This window comes from Neotamlana nanhaiensis (assembly GCF_000943555.1).
GTDB classification, from domain to species: Bacteria; Bacteroidota; Bacteroidia; order Flavobacteriales; family Flavobacteriaceae; genus Neotamlana; species Neotamlana nanhaiensis.
Genome location: NZ_JTDV01000001.1, coordinates 272002 through 289969 on the forward strand (window position 1 = coordinate 272002; position 17968 = coordinate 289969).

A 17968-nucleotide genomic window follows, 5' to 3' on the forward strand; every position below is an offset into this window, starting at 1 on the left:
TTTATTTTGTTTTTATGGTGTCTTCTATAAAATTAGCTAAGGCTTTATAAGCCTCCATGAATTTAGCATACACTTTAACTTCGGTTGCCTGTGGGAAATATTCCGCTTCAAAATCGCTACCCATTACTTTACTAGCCTCGATAACATCACTGTAAACACCACCTGCAACTGCTGCATAAATGGCCGCTCCTAATGCTGGTGCTTGATCTGATTCTGCAACTTTAATTGGCATGTTTAATACGTTTGCTAAGGTTTGCATGATAAATGGTGATTTACGTGCCACACCACCAATACCAATAACAGTATCAATTTTTACACCTTCGCTTTCAAAACGATCTACAATCATTTTAGAACCAAAACATATCGCGTTTACTAAAGCTTTAAAAATATGAGGTGCTTTTGTTCCTAGAGAAATACCCGAAATAGCAGCTTTTAACTCTTGGTTAGCATCTGGCGTTCTTCTACCATTTACCCAATCTAAAGCAATTGGCACTGCTTCTTCTAACGGAATTTGTTCTGCTTGAACCGCTAACGTTCTAATAAAATTAGCTTCAACTTCATCTTTTAATTTGGTTTTTTGTTCTTCCGAAAGGATATCAGAAGTCATCACTAAATTATCAATTGGCCATGATAATACGTTTTTAAACCACGCTAAAACATCACCAAAAGCCGACTGACCAGCTTCTAAACCAATCATACCTGGAATTACCGAGCCATCTACTTGTCCGCAAATACCGTTCACACAATTAGCGCCAATTACCACTTCATCGGCAACCATAATATCACAAGTTGAAGTTCCCATTACGCGAACTAAAGCGTGCTTATCTACTTTGGCACCAACCGCACCAGAATGCGCATCGAAGGTACCAACGGCAATTACAGTTTTTGTTGTTAAGCCTAATTTAGTTGCCCATTCTTCATTTAAATTACCAGCAATTTCATCAGATGTGTAAGTTTCACTGTATAAGTTGCCTTTTAATTCAGCTAAATAAGGGTCAAGCTGCGTTAAAAAGGCTTCATCTGGTAATCCGCCCCAGCTTTCGTGCCACATGGCTTTATGTCCTGCCGCACAACGACTGCGTTTAAAAGTTGCTAAATCTTGATTATCAACCAACATGTACGTCATGTAATCGCAATGCTCCATCCAAGTGTAAGCCGCTTCTTTTACCGCCTTATCCTCGCGAGCAATGTGTAATATTTTTGCCCAGAACCATTCCGATGAATAAATTCCGCCTTCATATTTTGTGTAATCTTCACCACCCCAACTTCTTGCCAAATCGTTAATCTCGTTAGCTTCTTTTACCGCTGTATGATCTTTCCAAAGTACCATTAAAGCGTTAGGATTTTCAGTAAAACCATCAACTAAAGCTAAAGGCACGCCCTCTTTATTTAGAGGAAGCGGTGATGAACCTGTAGTATCGATACAAATACTTACTACCGATTCTGGAGCCACTTCGCTTTGCGCGATTACCGATTTAATAGTATGCTCTAAACCTTCAATGTGATCTAGTGGATGTTGTCTAAACTGATTAATACCAGCATTACAGTATTGTTGTGCTTTCCAACGCGGATACCAAAATACTTCTGAAGCTAATTCTGCCCCATTTTTTGTATCGATTAGTACCGCTCTTACAGAGTCTGAACCATAATCTAGACCTATTACGTATGTTTTCATGTGTTATTTTGTGTTTTTATGGTCACATTCAACCTTTATTACCAACTAAAATGCTCGATATTAGCAAATTTATAGTTAACGTTCTGCTTATATTGATATATTATTAATTTGTACAAATATATATTTTAATTTCATATAAGTGTCAAATTTACACTTATATTTTTATTTTAACAACACTAAACGATTGTTGTGGTATTTGAACGTTGATTGCTTTTCGTTTTACTTTGATGTTTGAAGATTTGGGACTTACTTTTTCAGGATTATCAAAATCGTTGTATGCTTTTAAATCTGTATTTTCAATAGTAGTAATAGTGGCATTTCTTTTTAAAGAAGCACCATTTACACTAAAACTTAAACTTTTGTTTGATTTACTGGTATTGGCAATTTTGATAATTAGTGTTTTTGTACTAACATCTTTTACCGCTGAAGCATACAATCCATCTGATCCTATGACGTTCTTACCGTTTTGTGTTAACGATACTGTATGTGTTCCAGCATTGTTTGAATACAGCTTTTGCACTTGATAATTTGCCGTACCATAAGATTCTAGATTGTTAAACCAAATCATGTCTGGTGCCCATTGAAAAGCATTTATATGTGCCATTAACGGTGCATAAGACGTCATAACCACAACATCGGCATTACGCTCTAAACCTGTCATGAAAGCCGCTTCGGATAATGCTGCTTCCCAATTGTTTTCTGTGTTTCCATCGGAAACTCCTTTTGGGTGAGCTGCATATTCTCCTGCAAATACTTTTGGGCCGTTTCTATCGTAATCATCGTATCTACCTGCGTTTTCTAAAAACCATTGTGGCGGACGATAATAATGTTCATCTACAATTTCGGCATCTAATTTTTTAAGTTCTTTCCAACCGTATTCAAACTGTTCACCGTCGGGGAATGGCCCACTTCCCGAAACAATAATAATTTCTGGGTGTTGCGCTTTTATTTTTTCGGCAAAAATCTTGTATCTATCTATGTAGTCTGGCCCCCATTGCTCGTTACCAATTCCTACATATTTTAAATTGAAAGGTTCTGGATGCCCCATGTCGGTTCTTAGCTTACCCCAAGTTGTTGTAGCATCACCGTTTGCAAATTCAATTAAATCGATAGCATCTTGTACGTAAGGATCAAGCTCTTCTAATGGTGCCAACTCGCCCGTATTAAACTGACATGCCATACCGCAACCTAAAATTGGTAACGGTTCTGCGCCTAAATCTTCAGATAACTGAAAATACTCATAAAAACCAATACCAAAACTCTGATAATAATCTGGTGCTGCTTTATGTGAAAACTCGGTATTCCAACGGTTGACTAACAATTCTCTATCTTCAACATCGCCTACTGTTTTTTTCCATTGGTAGCGACGTTCAAGCGTTCTTCCTTCAACAACGCAACCACCTGGAAATCTTAAAAAGCCAGGTTTTAAATCGTATAATAGTTGTACTAAATCTTTACGAAGTCCTTTTTCTCTGCCTTTCCAAGTATCTACAGGAAACATCGAAATCATATCTAAATCGATAACTCCTGTACCTTTAAAAGTCAATTTTAGCTGCGCTTCTTCTTCAGTTTTACTGACCGTAATTTGTGCTTGATAATCTTTCCAATTAGCACTGCTAGTTTCAATTTTTGTTTCACCTAAAACGTCGCCATTTTTGGTTATTAACTGAAGTGTTATTTCTGAAATATTACCACTTTTATTTAAGGCAGATAGATAAACGTTATACACAGCGTTTTCTTTTATGCCCATACCACGGAAACCTTCGTTGATCAATTCATAACCCGATGCATCATTTATAGTAACACGACAAAAGTTTTTATTACCAGAGCCTTCTTTATGCTTTACCACAGAAGCCATTCCTGATTTTTCATTTAAAGAATACCTATTGGTTTTTGGCTGATGCCATCCCATGAAAGGTGCAATTGTAAACTCGAAAGATCGGTTTTTAACCATTTCGGCATATAAACCGCCATCGGCAGCAAAATTGATATCTTCAAAGAAAATACCGTACATCGTTGGCTGAATTTCGTTTACATTTTTGGTAAGATCGATTTGTAAACGTGCATCTTGAGCTACAAGCAGTAAGCTTTGAAAAAGCAATACCGCGATTAAGGTAATTGGTTTAGTTGGTTTCATTAAATTACTTATAAATAAGTGATAACAAAGTAACCGTAAATTTATATAAACGGTTTATTTAATTAATCGCTGAAATATTTTATAAAATTGACATATTTCAAGCTTTTAAATAGGGTATCAATCGTTTAAAAAAAGGGTACATACTGTCCAATTTTGGAATACATGTCCCCTTTATTAAATATGCCTAAAAATATTCGAAAATTGGTGCGCCATCGTCATCAAATTTCACTTCCATAACTCTGGCATGACGATTAGGATCGTATAACGGATCCGCTTTAATTTCATCTAACGGACGCGTATCGGTTTTAGGCACAACCGTTGGATCTCCAACTGCATGCTCGTAATCTCTAGCATGATAAATACTTAATGGGTTTCCGTTTTCATCAACAGTAAAACTGTTATGACCTGGACCGTAAATCCCTTTTTCTTCATTAGTTTGAAGTACTGGATATCTGGTTTTCTTCCAAGAATTTCTATCTAACAAATCGGCATTTTCATCGGCTCTCATTAATCCCATACAATAACAAGAACCTGTTGCACTTGCAGAAAATGCGATATATATTTTTCCGCTATTTTTTATAACAGCAGGCCCTTCGTTTACCCAAAACCCTAAGCGTTCCCAATCGTAATCGGGTGTTGTAAGCATAAATTGCGTGGTTTTTAATTTAATGGGCGATTCCATTTCGGCGAGGTATAAATTTGAAGCTGCAAATTGTCCGCCTGTTTTTTCTGCCCAACAGAAATAGCGTTTGCCTTTGTTTTCAAATACAGTACCATCTAATGAAAAATCTATAAACGATTTATTATCACCATCGGCTGCTTGCATTTGCCCTAACTCTACCCATTCATCTTGTAATGGATTTTGCCCTGTACATTCTAAAACATACGGTCGTAATTTCCAAATATCTTCTTCTTCACTTGCGGCAAAATACACGTACCATTTTCCGTCTAAATAGTGAATTTCTGGTGCCCAAATGTGGCGACTCATTGGTCCGTTTTCATGCTTAAACCACACATTAAATGTTTCAGCATTTTGTAATTCGGCTATGGTTTTTGCACGACGTAATTCTATGGTATCGTAAGTTGGCACAGATCCTGTAAAATAGTAGTACCCATCGGTATGCTTGTAAATAAAAGGATCGGCACGTTGTTCTACAATTGGTTCGTTTGTAAACGAATTGCTCATTTTTTAAATATTCAATTTAGTTTTAATAGTTTCGTAGTAAGAATCTGTGATTTTATATCGGAACATGAGCAAGCCCATGATAACATGAAATACACCAGGTATAATGGTTAACATTAAGGTAATACCGAGCAAAGCGGTTTCGGTTTGTGCCACATCTGGAACATATCCAAAACCATCTAAAAGATATCCTACCGCAGCACCAGCAATTCCCATTCCTAATTTTTGAGCGAACGAAATACCTCCAAAGGACAATCCTGATACGCGTTTACCAGTTTCGGCATGACCGTAATCTACGGCTTCTGCTATGGCCGACCAAAATACAGGCGCATGTAAATCGACTACAAAAGATAAGATGAAATACAGAACATAAGCCAATATCATATCGCCTGGTTTAATGATGAAAAACATTAGCAAACTAATACCTCCAACTGCCAATTGTGTGTATTTAAACATCTTAACCTTACAATACACTTTTGTAATAAATGTTGACGCTGGCATTGCTAAAATAGCCGCAGCAACACCGGTTCCCATAAAGGTAGATTGTACACTAGCATCGCCTCCTAAAAAGTATTTCGCATAAAAAATAGCCACAGAACCACGAATTACATAACCTACGGTTCCGGTTAAACATACCCCGAAAAGCAACGTCCATTGACAGTTCTTTACGAGGAGCTTAAATTGTTCTAGTAATGGTTTATCATCTACTTTATGCTCAACACGTTCTTTGGTTGTGAAGAATGTAAAAATAAATAATAATGTACCCATTAATGCCATAATTCCCATGGCTAATTGATAACCACGTGCAATATCATTTTTTCCTAATTTTTCTGCTAAAATTGGAACGACTATAGAAACTAAAAACGCTGCTATTTTTGCAAAAAATAAGCGATAACCATTGGCTGATAATTTCTCCTTAGGATCGCTAGTCATCACACTAATTAAAGATATATACGGAATTGTAACCGATGTAAACATGATAGTTACGAAAATATAAGTTACGTAAGCGTAAATCATTTTACCTGTGTAATCGAAACTCGGAGTGGTGAATGTTAAGAACACCGAAATACCAAATGGCACAGCCAGAAATAAAAAGTAATGCCTGTATCGCCCCCATTTGGTTGTTATTTTATCGGTTAACAACCCCATTAAAGGGTCGGTAATGGCATCAATTAATCGCACTAATAAAAATAACATCGCCATGTCCTTTGGTTTTAACCCAAAAACATCGGTGTAAAAAAATGTTATAATTAAAAACATGGATGATATTACCACGTTTACCGCTGCATCTCCAGAACCATACCCTATTTTTTCGAGTATGCTTAATTTTTGATTATCTGATTTCATTTATTAAAAAGTTTCCTGAAATTATTCCCAGGTTAACTGTATTAATGATATGCCTTGAATAGGTAAATCAAATTTTAAGTCTAGTTTACCATTTGATATTTCACGCCATTCAGGAGAATTTAATAATTGTAATTGCCCTGATTTTTCTAACTGTTGAATTTGCTTCTCGGTTGGGTTTTGAGGTGATCCCATTGATTTCCAAACCGTGTAGGAATTACTGTGGTTTTGATCTACTCTATAATGATTCATTAAAACCTTCTTTGATTCAATATTATTAATTTGAAGATTTATAAGTTGATCGCTTATTGTTAAGTCGTCATTATCATGATAATTCCAAACCATTACTGTAATAGATTTTTCTTTTTTTGATGCCAAAGCATTCACATCTGAATACACCTCTCGAACGCTTTTATTTCTTATTTTTAAAAAATCATAATTAAGATTATCTTGATTTACCTCAATTAAATCGCCTCCCATTAAACCAAACATTCTAAAAACATTTAGTACAGGTTTATCAACGCCATTAGTAGCCATATCTCTAAAACCCGCAAACCATGGTTGGTTTTCAAACTCAAACCCCCAAGTTACTGCGCCTAAAAGATTAACATCAAAATGCTTAGCCAATTTATATTTTCTTGCAAATGAAGCCGCAGTATAACTTGCATACATAGTACCATTTCTATATGCATTATGCGGATAATCGGCCTCCGAACATGCCGCACAACCTTCAGGATCGGATTCTCCAATAATTATTGGCAAATGCTTAAATTCTGGATATGAAGCAACTATTTCAAAACCTTTACTGATATCATTTAATTGCGCGCCCATATTCATTTGAACCATACCGTTCACTACTTTTGGGCTACCCTTTGCATGAAAGGTTATAAAATCTAACGGTGAACCTGTTTTGCCTGTGGCATAGTTTTTTCCACTTTTTACATGATCTAAAAACGTACGTAAAAAATTAGCGGCTTTATCCCAACCAGGACCTGTAGTTTCTGGTCCGCCTACTTTGGCAGTTGGCAACGCTCTTTTTACGGCATCGGCACTATAATCGTACAGTTTTATATATTCTTCGGTTGTACCTTGCCAATAGCCAATGTTTGGTTCATTCCACAATTCCCAATACCAACTTTCTACTTCGGTTTTTCCATAACGCTCAACAGAATGTTTTACCCATTGATACACTAACTCCGCCCATTTTTCATAATCTTTTGGTGGATATGCCCATCCTGTATAAATATCTCCGTACGCAGCACCTGGTTTCCAGTAATGTCTGTATGGTTCTGGCTTTGAGGATAACGCTTTTGGCATAAACCCTATTTGAGCAATGGGCTTCATTCCACGTTCTATGTAAGTATCAAAAATTTTATCAACTATAGTCCAATCATATATTGGGTTTCCATTTTCATCTTCGGTATAAGCGTTCGTAGAACCCCATTTTAAAGCATGCGTTCCTTCACCAGTAACCAATAAACTATGCGCTCTTACAAATACCGGTACGGGACTAAGCGATGCTATTTCTGATAGTAATTTTTTACCATCCTTCATGTAGGTATAGTTGGGTTCATCGTAACCCCACCAAGCCCAAATAGGATTCATTTCGCCTTCAGTTTTATCGGCATTAATCACTATTTGAGTGGAATCAGATTGCGCATAGCAAAAACTGAATGCGCTAATTGTTGCAACTAAAATTGCAAAACGTACTTTTTTTTGAAAATCATACTTTGTCATAATGTTTGTTATTTAGTTTCTGGAAGCCAAACCTTCATTTTATTTACACCACGGTTAGACCAAGCGTAATAAGGAATTGCTTTTAATGTTTCATTTGAAATTGTATTTACACCTTCGAGCGTCGATTCTTTTTTCACCGTAAATTCATCGGAAGTTGAAACCGTAATCGCATCAATATTTTCATTATCGACTTCTTCTACGGCATATACTAATGGCCCGTATTCTAAAGAGAGTTTTCCTTGGTCGTCCTCTATATTTTCGTTTGCTTTTACAGTTCGTACTTCCATTGGGAAATTAAGTTCGATAGTATCATCGATTTTCCAATTTCTGGTAACTTCAAAGTAACCATCCTTAACGGAAGCATAAACTTGTTCCCCATTAATACTTAAAGTAGGTTTGCCATTATAAGTATCCGCGAAAGCGTATAAATCGCTTGGTAAAACCTCATTTCTTACCCAACCAGGAACACGGAATTTAACGGTTAAACCGGAATTTGAATTGATTTTGAAGTTAACCTTTCCGTTCCATGGATATGCTGTTTCTTGTGATATGCTTACAGTCTCGCTACCTAAATTGATATCGGCATTACTAGATGCGTACAAATTGACATAAACCGTATTTTTAGATTGCGAATATATTAACCCTGGAATTGAAGGCACAAAACGAATAACATTGGTCGGACAGCACGAACAATCAAACCAAGCCTGACGCGTACATGACCCACGATTGGATTTATAAACGCCATCAGATTCTAATGCATTTGGATAGAAAAAGTTTGTTCCATCTAACGACAAACCTGAAATTAAACCGTTGTACAACGTACGCTCGATAACATCGAAGTATTTAACATCGCCGTATAAATTGTGTAACCTGTGATTCCAATAAACATCGCCAATTGCAGCGCAGGTTTCGTTGTATGCAGTTAGGTTAGGTAATTCATAATTTTCACCAAAAGCTTCACCATCGTGTCGCGCACCAATACCGCCTGTAACATACATTTTTTTGTTTACCATATTTTCCCAAAGATTGTTAACCGCGGCAGCATATAAACTGTCTTTTTTTATTGCCGCAATATCGGTCATGGCTGCATACATGTAAACAGCTCTTACGGCATGTCCAACCACTTCGTCTTGCTCTACCACAGGTACATGATCTTGAGAATAAGCTCCAAATAACTCATGATTATCGGGGTTTCCGCGATTATCTAAAAAATACTTTGCTAAATCTAAATAGGCTTCTTTTCCTGTAATTTGATACAGTTTAATTAATCCCGTTTCAATAATTTGATGCCCTGGAACGGCTTGAATTTTCCCTTCACCTTCGCCAAAAGTGTCCACCATTAAATCGGCATTTTTTAAGGCTATATCTAAAAAATTACGTTTTCCTGTGGCCTTGTAGTGTACCGCTGCGGCTTCATATAAATGGCCTGCATTGTATAACTCGTGACTCATAAATAATCCGTCCCAACGTACACCTTTTGGTGTTTTTACCCAAGTTGCAGGTGGTTTTGCAGGGTTAATTGTTCTCCAGGTTGTTAAATAACCATCGGTTTCTTGTCCTACTTTTATAATGTTAACCAAAGAATCTAAAACAGTTTCTAATTCTTGGTTAGGTGCACTTATTAAAGAATTAGATGCCCCTTCAATAATTTTATAAACATCGGTATCATCAAAAGGCATTTCACCTTTAACTTCACCTTCCATTTTTCCTCCGGCGATTAAGAAGTTATCTAAACGCCCTTCTTCTTCACATTTTGCAATGGCATAAGCAATGGTTTTTTCTTGAACGCGCTTGATTATAGGTAACCAAAATGCATCGGTAACTTTTACATGTTGAATATCTACTGGCTGAATGTTGTAACCAGTATCTGTAGCTGTAGTTGCTTCTTCTGCATCTATTTTATTTTCGGTTTTGCAACCAACAATTGTAAGCAGCGCTAAACCTAAACTTAAGTTTTTTAGTGTTTTCATAAATTAATCCATTGCTTTTACAGATGGCCACCCGTCTATCCAGGTCAATTCTTTTACAATTAATTTAGGTAATCCTTTATCGCTAGCGTCGTAGCCGTGCATAAATGTATAATCTTTTCCATTAAAAGTAAACACACTATTATGCCCAACACCATACCAATTTTTATTACCTTCTATCACCATGCTACCACCACCTTCGGTGAGTTTTTTACCTGTTTTATCTACATAAGGACCTGTAACGCTTTTTGAGCGACCAACCACCAATTTATAGGTACTGTTTTCGCCTCGGCAACAATAATCCCATGACAGAAACTGATAGTAATAATCGCCTTTTTTAAATATAAATGGTCCTTCTAAAGCGGCATCGCCAGCATCGGCATCAGGTATATTTTCGCTGCGCGTTCTACTTGCAATAGGCACCCATTTTTGTGGTTCTGCCAAAGTTTTTAAGTCATCATTTAATTGAACCATTTTTAATCCGCTCCAAAACGAACCAAAAGCTAACCACGGTGTGCCTTCTTCATCAAAAATTAAATTCGGATCGATGGCATTCCACATATCACGATTTGGAACCGATTGAATCACACAACCTTGATCTTCCCATTTGTAATTTTCATCATCTGGGTTCAAAGTTTTATTAGTTACCAAGCCAATTCCTGAAGTATTTTTACCAAATGCAGAAATGGAATAATACAAATAATATTTGCCATTGTGCAACGTAATATCTGGCGCCCAAATGTGACCGTTAAAACCTGGCGCTACCTGTTTTGCCCATTTTGGACTTTCGGCAAAAACACGTTTGGCTTTCGTCCATGTTTTTAAATCTTTACTAGTAAATTGTGTAATTCCTGGTCCGGTACAAAACAAATAATAGGTATCACCTTGTTTTGCAACCACCGGATCGTGCGTTATGGGTTTGGTTGTTTGTGCACATGACAATAAACTGGCACAAAAAAGACATTGTAATATGAAAAGTTTAGCTGATTTCATTGGATTTAATTTTGAATACCTTCGGAAGTCATAATAACACGTTTTAGTGTGCCGTCTTCCTTATAATATAACCTATCGACACAAACCGAACGTCTGAAACTTCCACCATGCGTTGGAATACTACCGTTGTGATAAATAAAATAATCTTTTCCTTTAAACTCGATTATAGATTGATGGTTGGTGTTACTATTTCCTGCGACTTCATTTAAAATACCTTTAAATTCCCATGGCCCAGTGATAGATTTGCTCATGGCGTAAGCTATTTTTTCAGGAAATTGATACGCATAAGACAAATAATACCAATCGCCCTTTTTATGAATGTAAGGTGCTTCGGTAAAGTTTGGCAAATCAATGGTCATGATTGGTCCATCAAGTTCAATCATATTTGATTTTAGTTTCGCATATTTACAAACGGTATTTCCCCAGAAAATATAAGCTTGTCCGTCGTTATCAATCCAAACCGTTGGATCGATATCATCCCAACTAATTTGTGTTTGGGTTGTCATGTCGTTTGTAATTAAGGCTTTACCAATAGCATCTGTAAACGGTCCGGTTGGGTTATCGGATACCGCCACACCAATAGCTTTACCATGAATACTTCCGTGTTCAACGGTTACATACCAATAAAATTTACCATTATGCTCTACAACCTCTGATGCCCAGGCACTACCCGACGCCCATTTAAAATCGGTTGGTTTTAATGGTACGGGATGTTCTTCCCAATGTACCATATCGGTTGATGAATAGACCAACCATTCATGCATACGATACGCATTTACATCGTTAGGCGCTTGATCGTGTCCTGCATATAAATACACCGTGTTATCGTGTACCATAGCCGCTGCATCGGCGGTATACTTATCGGTTATAATTGGATTGTTTAATTTTAAATCGGTTGATTTATTATTAGTCTGTTTAGCACTTTTACAAGCCATAATGCTTGCAACAGTGATTAAGTATAGAAACGCTTTTCTCATAGTGTGTTTCTCCATTTCCTAATTAATTTTTTTACCCCAAATAGGCATTCCTGAAGCTGTTAAACCAGAATAAGAAATTGTAACTTTTCTTGTAGAAGCTTCCCAATCCCAGGCATCAAAAACTTTGCATTCAATACCGTTAATATTTAAGGTTTTAGTACCGCTATCATAAGACCAAGACCCTGAAAAATCGCCACTAATATTATTATTTGTATTCAAATAAATAGTTTGCGCGTTTTGAACGGTTCTATATTGATATTGCATAGGAATATGTTCCCAACTCCCAACAAAAGACGCCTCGGTAATTTCGGTTTCAGGTACATTCGCATAGCGTTCTGGCGCAATAACTGGCCAACCATCTGAAGTCCATTCAATTTCTCTAACGTGTCCCATCATAACAGCATTCGACACGTTTATTCCTGGAACATTTTCTGGTAATCTGGCTTGCGATGCATAATACCATTTGTTTGTATCTGGATTTTGAAAAACAGAACAATGTGAAAAACCAACCCAACCCGTATGATTATTAAATTTATACGGATGCGTAAGCATAGGATAACAATCGGCTCCATTGGTAACATCGCCACCGTCAATACCAATATACGGCCCTGTTACATTTCTAGAACGAGCTACTCTGGTATTGTAAGCCACAGAAAGTTCATCATAAGCTAAAAACAAATAATAGTAATCGGTATCTGGATTATAAATAATCTCGGGACCTTCACTTGCTTGCCATCTGCTAAAACCACGTTTTGCAACGGTAACACCATAATCATCTAAAGTTTCCAACTTATTTGGCTTACCAGTTGCTGGATCTAACTTAACTGCTGCAATTCCAGAATGCCATGAGCCGTAAATTAAATAGTGCTCATTTTCAGGAGTAATAATCATTGTAGGATCGATGGCATTAAATTTAAAATATCCACTCCAATCGTTACCGCTAGTTCTTGTGTAAGTTTCAAGGCCATCTTCAATAGAACAAACCACCATTCCTTTATCTGTCCAACTGTTTGAAGCTAGATTATCCGTTTCCATAAGTCCAACAAAAGCTCTTTCTGTCCATGAAGCATTGGTATTGTTCCCTACAATATGGTTAATTACTACCACGCTATAATACATTCTATAAACACTACCCACTTTTTTTATGTAAGGCGCCCAAAACCCATATTGCGGATTTTCGATTGCTGGTAATGCCGGATTCATTCGCGCTCTTTTATTATTTAACGTATCCTTTATCCAAGTTGGTGGCGATGGCATACTGCTTCCTAAATATTCCCAAGTTACAAGATCTTTAGAGCGACGGTGATGAAAATGCCCATGCCCATCGTGCGCATTACCGTAAGACGCATCGGTTTGATACATGTAATAGTATTCACCATCTTTTTCTACTGTTGGATCATGCACATTAGCTAAGTTCCATTGCGCTCTAAAACCCCAAGAAGCCATTGATGTATAATTATCGGGATAGGTTGGCCCATTAAAGCCTTCTGCAGGTTCTTCATAACCACATTCAACTGAGTTTTCAAAACGGTTTTTATAAGTTCCACCGCTACCATCGGCATATGTAACCACTCTTATAGTACCACTACACTCCGTACTAATGACTGTTCCTGCTGCCTGATAATTTATATCATCGCCTCCTGCTTCATCTTTTGTACAGTTTGTTATACCTAAAAACAATGAAATAAAAAATACAGGCCAATGCTTTTTTAAATTAATTTCTTTTATTGTAAAAGCCATATTGTATTATTACTTACTTTCTAAAACAACAACCGAAAATGGTGGTAAAGTAACCGACAATTTTCCTTTTTTAATTTTGAAATCTTTAAACAACTCTGGAACAATATTTTTAGGATTATCAAAAGTATTATGATCTTGAAGTTTTTTAGAAACTAAAATTTGACCTTCTGCCTTTTTAAATCCTAAAGCCTCAACATCTAATTCTACAGTATTTTCTTTTGATGCATCAATATTAACCAATGAAATATGCACCACATTGTTTTTATCTTTTGAAGCTGAAATAGAAATTGAAGGCAACGATTTTCCTTCAAACTCGTATTTAGGTGACTCGAATTCTACAGGTAATAATTTGGCATCATGATGTACGTTATACATTTTCATAACGTGATACGTTGGTGTAAGCAACATTTTTTCATCTTCGGTTAAAATAACCGCCTGAAGCACATTAATGGTTTGTGCTAAGTTTGCCATTTTTACTCGGTGTGCCCAATTGTTAAAAATATTTAATGTTGTACCCGCAATCATAGCGTCACGCATGGTATTTTGTTGGTATAAAAACCCTGGGTTTGTACCTTCTTCAACTTCATACCAACCACCCCATTCGTCAACAATTAAATCAACTTTATGTTCTGGGTCGTATTTATCCATTATTTCGGTGTGCTTTTTTATAAGCTCATCCATTTTTAACGCCGTTTCCATGGTTGAAAAATATTGAGCTTCGTTAAAACCTGTAGCCGATCCTTTTTTACTCCATGTTACAAATGAATATGAGTGTAAAGCCACACCTTCAATTAAACTTTTTGGAATTTCGCGCATTAACACTTCGGTCCAATGATAATCGGCAACATTAGCTCCTGAAGCCACTCTGTACATACCGTGAGAGTTTGTCCAATCTGACATAAAAGTCGCATACTGTCTGTAAATATTGGCATAATATTCTGGAGTCATGTTACCACCGCAACCCCACATTTCGTTTCCAACACCCCAAAAACCAATACTCCAAGGCTTTTCTCTACCATTTTTTTTACGTAAATCGGCCATTGGGCTCCCATCTGGATGAGTAACATATTGAATATATTCTGTAAATTCTTGTACCGTACTACTACCAACGTTTGCTGCCAAATAAGGTTCGGCTTCTAAAACTTCACATAAGTTTAAAAAATCGTGTGTACCAAAACTATTATCTTCCGTAACACCACCCCACCAACGGTTTACCATTTCTGGTCTGTCTTCTTTAGGGCCAATACCATCTCTCCAATGATATGTGTCTGCAAAACAACCACCTGGCCATCTTAAATTAGGCACTTTTAATTCTTTTAAAGCTTTAATAACATCATTACGCACACCATTTGTATTCGGTATATCACTGTCTTCACCAACATAAAAACCTCCATAAATACAGCGTCCTAAATGTTCGGCAAAATGCCCATATATATGTTTGCTAATTATTGGAGCATCGTCTGGATTGGTAAGTTTTACATTAGTTACGTTTTGAGCTTTAACAAGTGCTGTTGCCAAAACAAAAAGACAAGTTAATTTAATGTGTGTTGATTTTTTCATAGGATTACTTTTTAAGAATATATGGCAAGCCTAAAGCCTGCCATATATAATAACTAATTCAAAAAATATATATTATGCTTATCTATTAATAGCCATCGTTTTGACCCATTCCTTTATTATTATCCATTTCTAATTGCGGAATTGGGAAATACCTATTTCTATAAAAGTAGGCTCTTTATCTGGAATGCAGAAGTTAACAATTACTCGATTTATTATTTTTTTAATATTTAAAAAACAATAGGGAAGCAGTAAGTAATCGCATGTTATTCTTTTAATTGTTAACATACGTGTTTGGTTTAATTTAGTTTAAGTTATTTTTTTACTATAAGTGTAAAACTTACATTTGTAAAATAATAACAAAAATTTAACATATCCAAATAAATTTTACTTACAAGTGTAATTTTAAAATTTAAAAATGTAATCGTTGTCATTTTTGTAGCAATAGAATTCACGCTTTACAAAAGTTTTAAACAAAAAAACACCTCGCAAAAACGAGGTGTTAAATTAAAATGATATATTTTAACTTTTATTTACTCTGAAGCATGTCCATAACCTTGTGTAATTAAACCGTTTGATGCAGCTAAAGTTGTAAACGGTATAGCACGATTATAACGTGGTGGTTGTCCTTCGGAATAATAAGCATCTGGATAGCCTTTAAAAATATCGGAAGTATATTGACTTTCGTTATTAACTATATTAATTCCCCACGGTGACATAACATACCCGTCGGCTTCAAGCGCAGCAGCTTCTGCCCCATTAGGATCGATATAACTATATAACCCCATAATTGCAAGATTTACCTTATCGCTAGCTAATGTTGAAATATAATCAGTCCATAAATCGCTTGTACCTCTCCAACCAGGGACTAATACCGGATAAGTTGGATCGGAGGAAGTTATACCGTCAGGAGATTGTGTTGTTAACAAGTTTAACGATGCATCAACATCATCTTTAATATTTACAAACTTGGTCCAAACATAATTTGAAATTGTCATTCCAGTATCTGGGAATGTGTAATACCCATTATCCTTTAAACCTTCAACCATTGCTATTTGGCGATTACGTAAATTGTAAATACGTTCTGGCATAGTTCCGTAAAGCGTCATATCCCAGCGCGTTTTACCTTCTCCTGCAAGCTCTAATTTTCGTTCGAAAGCAATAGCATCTAATAAAGCTTGACCAGAAAGCGGACTAATGTAACCGGTTACATGAACCGATTGATCAGCAGATGAAAATGCACGACTACGTACTTTTGTTAAATAGGTTTTTGCTGTTGCTTCGTCGCCAGTTGCTGCCGCAGCATAAGCTAAATCTAACATAACATCACCCATTCTTAATTGTTGCCAGTTACAACCAGATTGACGTTGGCGTACAGTATAAGGATCGGCAAAACGAGATTCGTCTAATTTATTCATAGCTAAACCTCCTTTTTCTCTACTTCCTGGTTCAAAATTAATTAAACGCTCTGAAGCAGCTCCAGAATTTGCAGTTATACAAGCGGTTACATCTCGCCTTTTATCGTTTGGCAAAAAGTCGCCATAATAAAAACTAGCGTAAATTCTTGCTTGTCCATAATTTTTTGGTGGATAAGCATTTGAACCTCCACCACCAGAAGGACGCCCAAAAGAATATGGGAAATCGGAATTCTTACCTCTAGTATAACCTGATTCGTATAACGATTCTGGGCTTACTTGTAAATCCATTAAATATTGAAAATTGCGTTGAAACGGATTATCAAACCCAGCTCCTCTTTCGTCTACTTCAATTAACATGGCTGTCCCTGGATTATTCATTACATTTAAATAATGCGTTTTAGCTAATTCCATATACGACCTCCAATCTGAACGACGTACGTATTTAGCTTGCCACGTTGAGTTTTCAACACCAATTTGATCGAAAGTTACACTGCCATAATCAAAATCGGTTCTACGCGTTTGGTAACCAGCAGCATCAAAAGCCAAACGACCAATTAAGGCATCGGCATAAGTACCAGAAAAACGTTCGGCAGTAATACCACCTTCACCTAACCTATACATTAATGGTACCGCTTGTTGTAAAGCTTCAATTTCACCATCATAAATTTTATCTCTAGAAGTTAAACCAATGGTATCGGCTTGCGAAGCACTTCTAATTGCATAATTAAAATATGGTACATCACCAAAATAACGCACTAATAATTTAAAGGCCGTAGCACGACATGCAATTGCCTCACCGTATAATTGAGTCCATTCACTTTTTGTGTTACTTTCTTTATCGTTTTGATAATCGGCATTACTTTCAATGCCTTCTATAACTAAATTAGCTCGAGTAATTACTTGATAACATTCGCGCCATGTTTTAGATGAGTTTCCGTCGTTGATATTAAATTCTGATGCAAACAAACCCTCAGGAATATGACGCCCTTGTGAGCTATAGTTTTCCGGGTGACATTCAGAATCTGATCCTACCACTTCAGTTTCATAATACAACAATCTATCTAAATCGTATTGTACATCGTATATCCCCGCAACAGCTTTAAAAGCCTCACTTGGATCTGAAAACAAGAAATCTTCATCTAAACTAGAAGGTGACTCTGTTTCTAAAAAATCTTTTTCGCATGCTGTTGTAATTAACATTAAAACAGAGCATATGATATAAACTATTTTTTTCATCATT

General features: G+C 36.4%; 11 protein-coding genes and 1 pseudogene. All 12 read right to left on the reverse strand.

Annotation, left to right across the window (positions count from 1 at the left end; translation table 11 throughout):
- Position 1 precedes the first annotated feature (1 nt).
- Complete coding sequence (locus tag PK35_RS01010; RefSeq protein ID WP_044624796.1) at positions 2–1675, reverse strand: ribulokinase; 1674 nt, start codon at positions 1673–1675, stop codon at positions 2–4.
- Positions 1676–1829: 154 nt separating this feature from the next.
- On the reverse strand, positions 1830–3812 hold the full coding sequence (locus tag PK35_RS01015) for an alpha-L-arabinofuranosidase C-terminal domain-containing protein (protein ID WP_044624797.1): 1983 nt from the start codon (positions 3810–3812) through the stop codon (positions 1830–1832).
- Between the two features lie 184 nt (positions 3813–3996).
- Positions 3997–4998, reverse strand: a complete 1002-nt coding sequence (locus PK35_RS01020) for a family 43 glycosylhydrolase (protein ID WP_044624798.1) — start codon at positions 4996–4998, stop codon at positions 3997–3999.
- 3 nt (positions 4999–5001) lie between these two features.
- Positions 5002–6342: an MFS transporter gene (locus PK35_RS01025; protein ID WP_044624799.1), complete on the reverse strand. Its 1341-nt coding sequence runs from the start codon at positions 6340–6342 to the stop codon at positions 5002–5004.
- 21 nt (positions 6343–6363) lie between these two features.
- Entirely contained in the window at positions 6364–8076 is a 1713-nt protein-coding gene (locus tag PK35_RS01030) for a GH39 family glycosyl hydrolase (RefSeq protein ID WP_082048487.1), read from the reverse strand.
- Between the two features lie 8 nt (positions 8077–8084).
- The gene (locus tag PK35_RS01035; protein ID WP_082048488.1) at positions 8085–10046 is read right to left on the reverse strand and encodes a glycoside hydrolase family 127 protein; all 1962 of its coding nucleotides are present in this window, start codon (positions 10044–10046) and stop codon (positions 8085–8087) included.
- A gap of 3 nt (positions 10047–10049) precedes the next feature.
- A complete protein-coding gene (locus tag PK35_RS01040) occupies positions 10050–11036 on the reverse strand; it encodes an arabinan endo-1,5-alpha-L-arabinosidase (RefSeq protein ID WP_044624800.1) in 987 nt (328 codons plus the stop codon).
- 5 nt (positions 11037–11041) lie between these two features.
- A complete protein-coding gene (locus tag PK35_RS01045) occupies positions 11042–11971 on the reverse strand; it encodes a glycoside hydrolase family 43 protein (protein WP_117624639.1) in 930 nt (309 codons plus the stop codon).
- 60 nt (positions 11972–12031) lie between these two features.
- The gene (locus tag PK35_RS01050) at positions 12032–13753 is read right to left on the reverse strand and encodes an arabinan endo-1,5-alpha-L-arabinosidase (RefSeq protein WP_082048489.1); all 1722 of its coding nucleotides are present in this window, start codon (positions 13751–13753) and stop codon (positions 12032–12034) included.
- A 9-nt stretch (positions 13754–13762) separates the two neighbouring features.
- The gene (locus PK35_RS01055; RefSeq protein ID WP_044624801.1) at positions 13763–15313 is read right to left on the reverse strand and encodes an alpha-N-arabinofuranosidase; all 1551 of its coding nucleotides are present in this window, start codon (positions 15311–15313) and stop codon (positions 13763–13765) included.
- A gap of 85 nt (positions 15314–15398) precedes the next feature.
- Positions 15399–15467: pseudogene (locus tag PK35_RS18005) on the reverse strand (hypothetical protein); the annotation flags it as partial.
- Between the two features lie 376 nt (positions 15468–15843).
- A complete protein-coding gene (locus PK35_RS01060; RefSeq protein ID WP_082048490.1) occupies positions 15844–17967 on the reverse strand; it encodes a RagB/SusD family nutrient uptake outer membrane protein in 2124 nt (707 codons plus the stop codon).
- Between the last annotated feature and the right edge of the window lies 1 nt (position 17968).

Excerpts from the sequence above, each read along its gene's own strand:
- PK35_RS01010 (WP_044624796.1), bottom strand. The coding sequence starts at position 1,675 with ATGAAAACATACGTAATAGGTCTAGATTATGGTTCAGACTCTGTAAGA.
- PK35_RS01015 (WP_044624797.1), bottom strand. The coding sequence starts at position 3,812 with ATGAAACCAACTAAACCAATTACCTTAATCGCGGTATTGCTTTTTCAA.
- PK35_RS01020 (WP_044624798.1), bottom strand. The coding sequence starts at position 4,998 with ATGAGCAATTCGTTTACAAACGAACCAATTGTAGAACAACGTGCCGAT.
- PK35_RS01025 (WP_044624799.1), bottom strand. The coding sequence starts at position 6,342 with ATGAAATCAGATAATCAAAAATTAAGCATACTCGAAAAAATAGGGTAT.
- PK35_RS01030 (WP_082048487.1), bottom strand. The coding sequence starts at position 8,076 with ATGACAAAGTATGATTTTCAAAAAAAAGTACGTTTTGCAATTTTAGTT.
- PK35_RS01035 (WP_082048488.1), bottom strand. The coding sequence starts at position 10,046 with ATGAAAACACTAAAAAACTTAAGTTTAGGTTTAGCGCTGCTTACAATT.
- PK35_RS01040 (WP_044624800.1), bottom strand. The coding sequence starts at position 11,036 with ATGAAATCAGCTAAACTTTTCATATTACAATGTCTTTTTTGTGCCAGT.
- PK35_RS01045 (WP_117624639.1), bottom strand. The coding sequence starts at position 11,971 with ATGGCTTGTAAAAGTGCTAAACAGACTAATAATAAATCAACCGATTTA.
- PK35_RS01050 (WP_082048489.1), bottom strand. The coding sequence starts at position 13,753 with ATGGCTTTTACAATAAAAGAAATTAATTTAAAAAAGCATTGGCCTGTA.
- PK35_RS01055 (WP_044624801.1), bottom strand. The coding sequence starts at position 15,313 with ATGAAAAAATCAACACACATTAAATTAACTTGTCTTTTTGTTTTGGCA.
- PK35_RS01060 (WP_082048490.1), bottom strand. The coding sequence starts at position 17,967 with ATGATGAAAAAAATAGTTTATATCATATGCTCTGTTTTAATGTTAATT.